At 40.6% G+C, this 12752-nt stretch carries 7 protein-coding genes and 1 pseudogene; 4 read left to right on the top strand and 4 right to left on the bottom strand.

Translation table 11 applies throughout. The annotated features are described in order from the left end of the window. The first annotated feature begins 102 nt into the window (after window positions 1-102). Both H6G86_RS36300 and H6G86_RS36295 read left to right on the top strand, forming a co-directional pair. A complete protein-coding gene (locus H6G86_RS36300; RefSeq protein WP_190938425.1) occupies window positions 103-2898 on the top strand; it encodes a WD40 repeat domain-containing protein in 2796 nt (931 codons plus the stop codon). Then, window positions 2895-5981 (top strand): ATP-binding protein, encoded by a 3087-nt coding sequence (locus H6G86_RS36295; RefSeq protein WP_190938424.1) that lies wholly within the window; start codon window positions 2895-2897, stop codon window positions 5979-5981. Before H6G86_RS36300 ends, H6G86_RS36295 begins: the two co-directional genes overlap by 4 nt. Before the next feature lie 360 nt (window positions 5982-6341). On the opposite strand, the gene H6G86_RS36290 is transcribed toward H6G86_RS36295, so the two are convergent. The 3 genes from H6G86_RS36290 to H6G86_RS36280 form a co-directional block, all read right to left on the bottom strand. Continuing rightward, the gene (locus H6G86_RS36290; protein ID WP_190938423.1) at window positions 6342-8081 is read right to left on the bottom strand and encodes an ABC transporter permease; all 1740 of its coding nucleotides are present in this window, start codon (window positions 8079-8081) and stop codon (window positions 6342-6344) included. Window positions 8082-8166: 85 nt separating this feature from the next. Beyond that, the gene (locus tag H6G86_RS36285) at window positions 8167-9495 is read right to left on the bottom strand and encodes an ABC transporter ATP-binding protein (RefSeq protein ID WP_190938422.1); all 1329 of its coding nucleotides are present in this window, start codon (window positions 9493-9495) and stop codon (window positions 8167-8169) included. A gap of 169 nt (window positions 9496-9664) precedes the next feature. Beyond that, window positions 9665-11158, bottom strand: coding sequence for an aromatic ring-hydroxylating dioxygenase subunit alpha (locus H6G86_RS36280; protein ID WP_190938421.1), 1494 nt, complete (start codon window positions 11156-11158; stop codon window positions 9665-9667). A 504-nt stretch (window positions 11159-11662) separates the two neighbouring features. Here H6G86_RS36280 and H6G86_RS39785 point away from each other — a divergent pair. Further along, window positions 11663-11899 (top strand): helix-turn-helix domain-containing protein, encoded by a 237-nt coding sequence (locus tag H6G86_RS39785; RefSeq protein WP_277883715.1) that lies wholly within the window; start codon window positions 11663-11665, stop codon window positions 11897-11899. Between the two features lie 147 nt (window positions 11900-12046). After that, entirely contained in the window at window positions 12047-12223 is a 177-nt protein-coding gene (locus tag H6G86_RS39285; protein ID WP_242065155.1) for a hypothetical protein, read from the top strand. 237 nt (window positions 12224-12460) lie between these two features. Here H6G86_RS39285 and H6G86_RS39275 read toward each other — a convergent pair. Further along, window positions 12461-12752, bottom strand: a pseudogene (locus H6G86_RS39275) (hypothetical protein); the annotation flags it as partial.

Here is a 12752-nt window from a genome sequence, read left to right as displayed (position 1 = left end):
TGTTAATACTGCTTAAAAAGTATAAATAAATTTATACTACTGGGAAAATGATTTAGTGATCGCTTGTTTTTTACTGGATCTGACGAAACCGCATAGCTCCCTGTGCTGATTACTAGCCGCGAAAAGCCTGATGAAATTGCGGCCTTAGCTGGAGAAATTTTGCCTGTGCGATCGCTACAATTAACAGGACTGAATGCAGAGGCTCAGGAAATTCTCACGATTAAGGGGCTGTCTGTATTTGAACAAGAAAGTCAGCAGTTAATTGAGCTATACAGTGGTAATCCCCTAGCACTAAAAATCGTCGCTACCGCAATTAAGGATTTATTCGGTGGTAATGTTGCAGAATTTCTAGCGGCGGGTATTTCTAGCTTTAATAGCATCCGCGCCTTACTGAGCCAGCAGTTTGAACGCCTGACTGAAACCGAAAAAAGCGTCATGTACTGGTTAGCGATTAACCGCGACGGCGTATCGTTGTATGAATTGGAAGATGATATTTACCCTAAGCTACTCAAACATCAACTTTTAGAAGCAGTGGAATCCATACTCCGGCGTTCTTTGATGGAACAGAGTCTTATCGGGTTTACCCAACAACCCGTAATTATGGAGTATGTCATTGAAAAATTAGTAGAGCAAGTGTCTGCCGAAATTGTTGTAGGGGCGCACAGTAGTTCTACCCTACCAATAACCCACGCCCTTCTCAAAGCGACGGCGAAAGATTATATCCGAGATGCACAAATTAGATTAATTGTCAAACCCATAATTGCAGAATTGTTGCGGCAATTGGGCAGCAAAAAAGCGATCGCACAACAATTAATGCAAATATTGACTACACAGCGTGAGCAAGCATCCCTAGAATCAGGCTATTTAGCTGGAAATATTCTCAACCTGTTGCATCATTTAGGCACTGATTTGAGTGGTTATGACTTTTCGCAGTTACCGATTTGGCAAGCTGACCTCAGAGGAGTAACGTTACATCACGTAAATTTTGCCAATGCAGATTTCTCTAAATCAGTTTTCACGCAAATTTTTGGCAGCATTTTGTCAGCAGCATTTAGTCCAGACGGAGAATTTTTGGCAACGGGTGATGATAATGGCGAGGTGCATCTGTGGCAAATTGTAGATGAAGAGTTGCGCCTAACTTTGAAAGGTCATACCCTTCCAGTAAAATCACTATATTTCAGTCTCGATGGTGAAACTTTAATTACTCACAGCGCTGACCAGACAATTAAGTTTTGGGATGTGAATAGTGGACAAGCGGTGAGAACTTTACAAAGGTATACTAGCCAAGTTTTGGCGATCACTTGTACTGCCATAGGTAGTATTCTCGTAAGTCAAGGTAGAAATCAAAGCGTCAGTCTGTGGGATATGACCACAGGTAAATCTTTGGCAACATTACAAGAAGAAACTAATCAGATCCAAGTTGTCGCACTGAGTCCAAATGGCGGGCTTTTGGCGACAGCAGGTAAGGATGAACCCATCAGGTTGTGGAATGCACAGACAGGGGAATGTCTGCATAGTTTATATGGTCATCGAGAAAATATCCAATGTCTTGCTTTTAGCACAGGTAAAATCTTAGCCAGTGGTAGCGCTGACCATACAGTGAAGCTTTGGGATATTGAAACGGGGCAGTGCATTACTACATTATTAGGGCATAGCAGCCCGATTTTATCGCTCAGTTTTAGTACAGATGGATTAATTATTGCTAGTAGCAGCGCCGATAAAACTATCCGGCTGTGGGATATTACTACAGGACAATGTTTGAGAGTTTTGTCAGGTCATGAAAATTGGGTGCGAACAGTAGTATTTAATGTTGATAGTGCCGTGCTTGCCAGTGGAGGTGATGACCAAGTAATTCGGTTATGGGATACTACCACAGGGCAATGTATCAGAACACTACAGGGATATACCAACCAGATATCATCTGTTAGGTTTAGTACCAATGCTCAAATTATTGCAAGTGGCAGTAACGACCAATTAATTCGGCTGTGGGATGCAACTACAGGACAGTGTATAAAAACATTGGCTGGGCATACAAATCATATTTTAGCGATCGCATTTCATCCCCATCAAGCAATTCTTGTCAGTAGTAGTGCTGACCAAAGCGTTAAATTATGGAATATTGAAACTGGGCAATGCCTACAAAGTTTAACACAACACCAGCAAACAGTCTGGTCAGTGGCTTTTAGTCCCAATGGACAAGTATTTGCAAGTGGCGGTGCAGATCAAAACGTGAGAATTTGGAATGCAGAAACAGGAGAGTGTCTTGATATTCTCCAAGGACATACCAATGCGGTTTTATCTGTGGCTTTCAGTCCCATTGAGCAAATTATAGCAACCGCTAGTGCTGACCAAAGCATCAGAATTTGGGATTTGAGAACTGGAGAATGTCTGCAAATTTTCCAAGGACATACCAATGCGGTTTTATCTGTGGCTTTCAGTCCCATTGAGCAAATTATAGCAACCGCTAGTGCCGATCAAACCGTGAGAATTTGGGATCTGAGAACTGGGCAATGTCTTAAAATCCTGCAAGAACATACTAGTCAGGTTTTATCAGTAAGTTTGAGCCAGGGCGGACAAACTCTTGTCAGTAGCAGCGCTGACCAAACAATCAAACTCTGGGCTGTGAATACAGGTAAATGTCTCAAGACATGGCGCGGACATACCAGCCAAGTATTATCTGTAACTTTCAGTTTTGATGGGCAAATTATTGCAAGTAGCAGTGCTGATGAAACCATTCGGCTGTGGAGTGTCAACACTGGGGAGTGTGTGCAAATATTGAGAGCAAAGCGTCCCTACGAAGGGATGAATATCACAGGGACAGTTGGCTTAACACAAGCAGAACGAGGAACAATCACAGCACTGGGAGCAATTGAAAACGGAGGTGAAATCAGCAGATGAGCCAAAGTAAGTTTTCAAACTTAGTAAAAAATGTACCCCTCCGTAGCGTCCTTGTGGTGCCATTTTTGCTACAAATCTCCCTGGCTGTAGGATTAACAGGGTATTTATCTTTCCGTAACGGGCAAAGGGCAGTTAACGAAGTAGCCAGCGAGTTACGCCAGGGAATTGCCAACCGAGTAGAACAGGACTTACAAACTTTCTTATCTACCCCGCATCAAGTACTGGATGCCAACCAAAAAGCCTTGCAGTTTGGGCTGTTAAATATGCAGGATATCACTGCCTGGGAACCATATTTAATGCAGCAATTAGAAATTTTTCCGCCTGCTGTTGCCATTGCTGTCAGTAATCAACAACGAGAACACCTATCGATAGAAAAGCTAAATAATGACGAATTTTTGGTGAAAAAATCGGGAAAGTTAAGCAATTACGACCTCTACAGCTACAAAATCGACAGTCAAGGTAAACGTATTCAATTACCAGAGGTGGTTAAAAATTTCGATCCGCGATCGCACCCTTTTTATAAAACCGCAGTTAAGCAACGCAAATTCAGTTTTAGTCAAATCTACGCACCTCTAACAGAGAAAACACTACGTATAAGTGCATCTGTACCTATCTACAACTCCCAAGGCAAACTCTTGGGAGTCAACAGTACTTTGACAAGTGTCTCAGATATTGGCAAATACCTGCGAAATATCAAGGTAGGTAAGTCGGGACAGATTTTTATTGTAGAGCGATCGGGACTATTAGTAGCAGCTTCTACAGGCGAACAACCCTATCTAATCAAAGGTGGTGAAACCATCAGATTAACCGCATCCCAAAGTAGTAATTCTTTAACTCAAGCCACATCAAAATATTTAGCCAGCAAATTTGGCAATTTAAATCAAATCAATAGTTTACAAGAATTAGACTTTTCTTTTGCAGGTAAACGGCAGTTTCTAGAAATCCAGCCGTTTCAAAGGGAACCAAATGTCAACTGGTTGATTGCGGTGGTTGTCCCGGAAGCAGACTTCATGGGGCAAATCCATCGCCACACGCAAATTACAATACTGCTATGCTTAGTAGCCTTCATACTAGCCACGGCGCTAGGAATCCTCACAACTAGCTGGATTGCCCAACCTATTCTGCTCTTGAGTCGTGCGGCTAAAGCTTTAGCAGAAACAGCCACCACCGCCAATTTCCCTAATGAAGAAGAATCAACCGTCATCGTCCAAGGTATTACAGAACTGGAAATGTTGGCTCAGTCCTTTAACCAGATGTCCCAACAGTTACGAGCATCCTTTGAAGAATTAGAATTGCGAGTTGAACAGCGAACTCAAGAATTACAACAGGAAATTCAAGAACGTATCCACAATGAACAACAACTGCGCCAGCATAGTCAAGCATTAGCAGAATTGGCAAAGCACAGGGCGATTTCTGAAGGAGATTTGCAAACAGCATTTCAACTGATTACAGAGAAAGCTGCCAAAGCTTTAGAAGTAGAACGAGTGAGCATTTGGCTTTATAATAGCGATCGCGCCAAACTACAATGTGTAGACCTCTACGAAAATAGCCAAAATAGACATTCAGCAGGTTTAGAACGCAACCGAGCCGACTATCCTATGTACTTTGAAGCACTAGCAAACGCCCGTACTATTACTGTTAATGACACTCGTAACGACCCACGAGTACAGGAATTTTGGCATGAATTCCTAGAACCGCAAAATATTGTTTCTTTGATGGATGCGCCAATTTGGGTTGGCGGTGAGGTGGTGGGTATGGTGTTTAACGAACAGGTTGGCATTATCCGTCAGTGGGAACTAAGTGAGCAAAATTTTGCCGGGTCGATTACTGACTTTGTGGCCTTAACATTGGAAGTGTGCGATCGCCAACGCGCAGAAGTTGCATTACGCCAAGCCAAAGAAGCTGCTGAAGTTGCTAACTTAGCCAAAAGTACTTTCTTGGCGAATATGAGTCACGAATTGCGGACTCCTCTCAACTCAATTTTAGGCATTACGGAAGCACTTCAAGATGAGGTGTGTGGGCCGCTAACAGAAGAACAAAATAAGTCTCTAAGTACACTTGAAAGTAGTGGTAAACACTTACTAGAGTTAATCAACGACATCCTCGACCTTGCCAAAATTGAATCAGGTAAGATGGAACTAGAATTGTCTCCTACATCTGTGCGGGGATTGTGCGAATCTAGCCTTACCTTCGTCAAACAACAAGCATTCAAGAAAAATATTCGGCTTAACACCCGAATCTCTGAAGATATAGAGAAAATCTTAGTTGATGAGCGCCGTATCCGGCAATTACTGATTAATCTGTTAAGTAATGCTGTGAAATTTACTCCAGATGGTGGCGAAGTTTGGGTAGAAATGCAAACACAAATAGATGCAACCAATAATCAAATGAAGGCAATTCAATTTAGTGTAGTGGACAGTGGCATTGGCATTACACCCGAAAACCTGGCCAATCTATTTCAACCTTTTGTTCAAGTAGAAAGTTCTTATACTCGTCGCTATGCCGGTACTGGCTTAGGTTTATCCCTAGCACGGCGGATTGCGGAACTACATAGCGGTAGTATAGCTGTTGAGAGTGAAGTTGGTAAAGGTAGCCGATTTACAGTCACGCTACCGTGGAGAGAGATTGAGAACAAGGAAAAAGCAGAAGTTGAGATTCAGACAGAAGAAGTTGTAGAGGCTCAAAATATCGCCCCATCTTCTCAACGTTTGATTCTTCTGGCAGAAGACAACGAAGCAAATATTTTAACAATTAGGCAATATTTAGAGGCTTATGGTTATCAGATTGTAATAGCAAATAATGGATACGAAGCAGTAGCGATCGCCAAAGCACAGCGACCAAATTTAATTTTGATGGATGTGCAAATGCCAGAAATGGATGGTTTAGAAGCAACTCGCCAAATTCGCGCAGATGCAGATATTGCCCACATCCCAATTATTGCCCTGACTTCCTTTGCCATGCGATCGGATCGAGAACAAATCCTAGCTGTTGGCGTAGATAGCTACATGGCAAAACCCGTAATTTTAAAGGAGTTAGTTGCAGAAATTGCTAAATATTTATCGAATAAAAAACAAATAAATTAATACATCTCTCTTAAAGACTATTAAACAGCTATCAATAACTGTAAAATCGGAGAAAAATATATAATTTTAGCTATCTTGCTTAGAATGTGTTTCTACAGATTTCAGTTTTTTTAAACCACGTTTAAATATCATTACGAAGATGAAACTAAGGACAAAACTGATGACTAATAAAATCGCTATATAGGGAATGCAATTAACTTGAGTTGTACTCCATGAACACAAGAAAATTAGAAAACTTATCCCCAAAATGCTTAATGCAATTAGGCTCAATATCCCAATACCACCAACAAATAAAAGAGAATATGCAAGAGTTTTCTTTTTGTTCATGAATAAAGGTTAGCAATCAAAATAGAGACGGATCTAAACCAATAATTGATATTTTTCTTGAGCCAGATTGTAAAGGGGTCGCCAAATCAAGCGATTGGTCAACACTACTAACAAAGACATGACTACAGTCGAAGCTAATAATAGAGAAAAATTACCTGTAGCTGTGGCATGAGAAATCGTTGATCCCAATCCTGAAGTACTAATTACTCGCCCTTGAAATGTGACGTATTCACTAACGATACTAGCATTCCAAGCACCACCAACGGCGGTAATAATCCCGGTAATTAAATAAGGAAAGATAGCGGGTAAAATTAAGATTTGCCAACGCTGCAAAGTTGAAAGTTTATATACCCAAGCTGCTTCGATGAGGTCTGAAGGAATCGACTGCGCCCCAGCGATAACATTAAACAAAATATACCACATTGTTCCTAACATCATTAGAGCGATCGCCCCAATTTGCAAACCGCCAGCGATGCGAGTTAAAGCTAGCAGCAATACTGGAAATAAAGCTGTTGCTGGCACAGAAGCGGCGATTTGTACTAATGGTTGCAAGACTTGGGCTAACCGCCGATTGCGACCAATTGCAACACCCACAGGTACAGTCCACAACAGTGATAATATCAAAGCAATTATTACCCGCAACGCTGTCAATGCAGCACCTTTGATTACCTGTAGCCAATCATCCCAGCCCAAAGTCCTTAATAGTAGTACGGCTTCCCAAGTACCCCACAAAACAATTAAGGTGAAGCCGCTAACAAATACCCAATTTAAAAAACTCGGCAAATTTAGGCGACCTTTGGCATTTACGGGTACAGAATGCACGGGAAATGAGCGAATTAAACCGTCATCTAAAGCAGTTTGTAATGGTTTAAAAACTCGTTTGCTAACTGCGCGTAAAGTAGGCGATCGCCTCATAGTATCCAACACCCAAGATTGAGGTGCATTTTCAGTTTCAACCATCTCTAACTTAAATTTTTCTGCCCAAGCAATCAAAGGTCGCCACACAAAAAAATCAGTTGCTACAATCACCCCAATCAGCACTGCCAAGCCCCAAAATATCGCTATAAAATCTCCATTATTGGCTGCTGTACCTAAAAAAGAGCCTAATCCTGGTAAGCGAAAATCTTTATTTCCTAATGTAAATGACTCAATCGCAATTAAAAAAAACCAACCTCCAGCTACCGACATTACACTATTCCATACCAAACCAATCACGCCAGATGGGAACTCCAACGTCCAAAAACGTTGCCAGGGATTGAGCCGATAAACCCGCGCTGCTTCTAGTAATTCTTGGGGAATACTTTGGAGTGATTGGTAAAAACTAAAAGTCATATTCCAGGTCATACCAGTAAAAATTAACAGGATGGCTGCTAGTTCTACGCCAATTCTTTGACCCGGAAACAAGGCAATCAAAGCCAGTACCACACCCGGTAGAAAAGACAATACTGGAATCGATTGTAAGATATCCAACATCGGAATTAAAATGCGTTCTGCGATTCGGGAGCGATAAGCAGTATAGGCATATAATAAGGTAAAAATTAGGGATAAAAAGTAAGCTAGCCCCATGCGAATTAAGGTTTGGGCTGTATATCCTGGTAAAGCATTAATATTTGTAGAAATCGTCAGTGCAGGTTGAAAAGTACCACTGAATTGAGAAGCAGTTCTGACAATTAACACAATTAAAGACACGATCGCCATAATCAGCAATCCATCTTGCCAAGTCCAATTGTTACGTCCTAGAGTTTTGTTAGCAGGAGTAAGGGGTCGAGTCATAAACAATTAAAAATTAAGAATTAAAAATTAAAAATCAACAAAACCATTTATAGTAAATAATGTAAGGGCGTACATCTGCACACCCCTACGAATTAACTACGGCAGCTTGCTCTAAAAAGATTTGACCAGATGGCTCATCGTAGCCGTATATCTCGGCGTAACGACCCCAATCAACGACAGTTTGTAATTGTCGCTCGGCTTCTTGGGGGCTAAAGTGAGTTTCTAGGATATCTAAAACTAATTCTTCGGGAATGCGTTGATTATTTTTTGCTTCTAATAAACGATAAATTTGCTGTACTAAGCGAATATGAGTTAAGAGTTGCGATCGCACAATTTGTTTACGTTCATCAATACCACCATTGATAAATTCTTGCGCGATTGGTTTGAGACTAATATCACCTTCTGCAAGTTCTACAAAATCCATTAATTTTGTAGCTTCTACAATTGGTAAAATATCATCTACTTCTAATTGCAATTCTTGGGCAAGCCGATATAAGTCTTTTTCCTGACGATCTTCTAATAATTCCAATAGACCAGCAATCGAACCAATTCGCACAGATGGCAAAGACTGATATCTTGGTTGTGGTGTTGCATTTGGTACGGAGCTAGTTGCAGGTGGCTCAATTTTATCTAATTCGGGATTAGTGATGATTGTGTAGACCTGATCTACCAGGGCTTGAAAACTTGGGTGTTTGCGATCGCGGTAATGAGGTAAAGTCACAGGTAAGTCAGCGCGGATTCTCCCTGGATTGCGTCCTAGAACAATAATCCGATCTGCCATAATCACCGCTTCCTCAATTCCGTGGGTAACAATAAGAACAGCTTGGGTGGGTATACGACGTTCTAACCATAAATCTAATAACTCAAACCGCAAGTTTTCTGCTGTTAGCACATCCAACGCTGAAAACGGCTCATCCATACATAACAGTTCTGGTTCTACAGCTAAAGCCCTAGCAAATCCGACTCGCTGACGCATTCCCCCAGAAAGCTCTTTGGGATAGGCATTTTCAAATCCATCCAAACCAATAATATCAATCATTTGTAGTGCTTTTTGCCGTCGAGAGTCTGGCGGTTCTCCTTTAGCTTTTAAACCCAGTTCCACATTTTCTAGTACAGTTAACCAAGGATAAAGAGCAAAACTTTGAAAAACAATCGCTACCCCAGGATTTAAACCAATTAGGGGATGGTTATGATATAAAATTTCACCTTGACTGGGGGGAATTAACCCAGCAATTATTCGCATTAAAGTAGATTTTCCAGAACCCGAAGGCCCCAGCAACGCAACTATTTCTCCAGGACGCAACTCCAGATCGATATTTTCTAAAATGGTAATTTGTTGGCCGTTAGGTTGCTGATAAGATTTTCTAACATTTCTCAGGGCAATTAGGTGTTCGGTTGCTTTGTTGAAGTCCACGATTATTTTAGTAAATAAATAATTAAATAGAATCTCATGCTGAGGTTATCTTAGAGTTAAAAGGATGTAAACCAAGCAGTAGGAGCATACAGATGTATGCCCTCACTTTTAATTTGAGATGTTGGTTCCAATTTGAGAAATATTACACCACTATCACGAATACTGAAAATTAGCATGAATTATTGATATAATGTTCCCAAACTTGGTGGAAGTGACGGATGCGGGATTCTTGGTATCTGCCCAGGGTGATCCCAGGTTTGACAGATGTTTTTAGACCTTTCTGGACACGGCGTAGATTTGAAGTGTCTTGATCAAAGACTTCACCCAGTCCTCCTAATTCAGGGGCATTAGTCCAACTTTCTTCGGATGTGAGCCAGTGGATTTTAGCTGCTGGTGGACGCTTCTCAAGTTGAGATGGCAGTAACAACAGTACATCCATAATGCAAGAATCAGGATCGTTGCCATTAGGACGAAAGCGAAACTGTAGGGGTACTCCTACACCAGCCCAAGGCATAAAGTTAGGAAAGATAAAGTAAGAAATAGCATCTAGCATTTCCGTATCCGATACGTTTGAGCAGTCAAAGCCAAGGCGCTCCTGCATTCTAGTCCGTGCAGTTTCAGCCGCATACGCACGAGCAGTCATCCCTTGAGGTACTTTTACCATTGCGAAATTTGCACCTTCAAAAGCTGCTAGTGCCTCAGCTAGTGCTTGTTGATCCAGTTGGGTACGTAAATGCGGGCTTTGGACTCCAAAATGTGTAATCATACGGTTGTGGCGACCGTATACATCATATTGCGAATTAGCATCACCAGTGAATTTGAGGATCTGGGGGTGAGTTGCCAGAGAGTGATATGCCTCCATAAACGCTTCAAGTGTCACCTTCCAATTCGCTGGCATTACTTTGGCTACGTGTGCTGCCGTATAGCGGTTTTCGAGAGGGAAATTTTTAAAGTGTTCGGGTATATTCTCCAGATAAGCTTCTAGCGGTTCGCAGTTGGGGTCAAAGTTAATAAATACAAAACCTTGCCATGTTGCCAACTTCACTTCTGGCAAACGAAAAGCATTCTCGTCTATATACTCAAAATCCCATTGGCACGGAATATAGGTAAGTCTGCCGTTGAGTTTCCATGTCCAACCATGAAAAGGACACCGAAATGCTGGAATGTTACCATCAGTAATAGATAATTGCGCTCCTCGATGTAGGCAGGAGTTATAAAAGGCTTTGATTTCGTTAATGTTGCTGCGGACGATAATTACTGAGAGATTTACAATATCATACACTACATGATCGCCAACTTCTGGAATATCTTCTTCACGACATGCCCACTGCCAAACCTTCTTCCAAACCTTGTCAACCTCAATATCGTGGTAGTCTTTAGAGAAGAAAACCTCGCATAGAATGTCATCTGTTCCTAACTCAGGTACGGACTCCTCCATAAGCACTAGAGGTACTGGTCGAGTGTCAGATTGTAATAAATCTTTCGGGAGAAGTAGTACCATACCAGTTGTCAACTGAGTTGAATTAGAACCAATAACAGACTGATTAACTTGGTAAATTTTCAGCCACTGATTACTATCACCATAAATTTTCTGCGCGATACTAAATAAGGTATCACCAGATTGGACAATATATGTTTTGTTAATTGCTAACTTAGTGTTCATCGTCTCTTTTTTGATATTTATGCTTTATGAGTGTTTTAGTGACTTAGCACTACTAATAATAAGTTTCCCTTGAGCCAACAGGATTGAGTGTGAAGAAAGATAAGTTAGCCGATAAGATAAGAAAATTATATTTTAAATTACCTAATTGAACACTTTCTAAAAATAGCTAACTGTCTCTTTGCTTAATTACAAAATTAGTAAGAATTCAGGTGGCAGAGTATTTACAAAGGGAACACGTGAGAGGAGTATCACAAATATGAGCTTGGGGATAATCTTTGCCGTGAAGGGTGATGGTTTTCCACTTAATGGAGCCACTACCTAATCCTTTGTGTCGTCTAGTTTTAATAGGGCTATCTTTACTGGGGGTTATCTTTGACTGTTCTATATCGTTACTAGGGTTATTTTTACTGGGGGTTAAGTAACTAAACAAAATTAATTACACAAATCAAGCATTAAAGTATACTCAAAAATAGTTGTATCTTAATGAAGAGATGAAATGATTTTTTGAGAGAAATAAATCCTCTTTCTTTTAAACTACTGGAGCGAATCTATCGCCAAAGTCGATATCATCAGGTAAGCCAAAGGGCGCATTTTTTAATTTTAGCCTCTCAGGGAGTCAAGATAGAAGAATTGCTCCAAATATTTAACGTTAGTTATAAGACAACATATAACTGGATAAATCGTTGGGAATCTAAGGGAATGCTAGGACTGTATAATAGACCAGGAAGAGGCAGAAAATGAATATTTAAGCCAGAACAAGAAGCAGAAATTAGAGAGTGGGCAAAACAAGAACCAAAACAATTAAAAAAGACGCTACAAAAAATCAAATCAAAATGGGATATTGAAGTTAGTACTGAAACCATTAAAAGAATATTACGAAATTTTTATATGAGTTGGCATAGAATGCGACGAGATGTTGGAGGAAAGCCAGACCCTATAGAATACAAGGAAAAATTAGCACAATTAACAGAGTTTAAACGGTTAGAATCCGAAGGTGTAATTAACTTATATTACTTAGATGAAACAGGATTTTGTCTCATCCTTTCTGTTACTTATGGATGGTAAGATATCGGAGAGTATTTAACTATTCCTAGTCGTTTTATTTCCGATATCATTCCCAAATATATGTCTCGGAAACTTTCAAAACTTCTAACTTCTGGAAATAGATTTTGGTAGATTGCACAATATTCGTCCACAAATTTTATGCTTGGTTTGTTTGGGACTTCTGGGCTGTGTCATCGTCCCCTCCGGCCTTTCAGGCCTCTTTTCTGATTTTACTCTCCCCGGAGTGACAAAAGAAAGTTATCTTTGACTGCTCGACATCGTTACTATCACCCAGACATTTTGGTTGTGATAAAAATCACCATGTTGTTCTAATGTAAAGCCACCCAATAACAATCCTAACCACACCTCCACCATTGGCATTTTCAATCCCTGTTGTAATTTAGTCAAAGAAATTTCATCTTTGACATTTATCAAGTAGTTAGCGATCGTGTCACTGTAATTATAAAATGAGCAACTCTGAAAGCATAAGTTGAGCAACAGATTGCTTGAAACAGTATTAATCCCGTCAGAAGGAACAACCAAACAGAAG

Source organism: Nostoc sp. FACHB-133, from assembly GCF_014698055.1.
GTDB lineage: Bacteria > Cyanobacteriota > Cyanobacteriia > Cyanobacteriales > Nostocaceae > Nostoc.
Note: the sequence above shows the minus strand (reverse complement) of the source record. Positions and strands in the feature narration are given on the sequence as shown.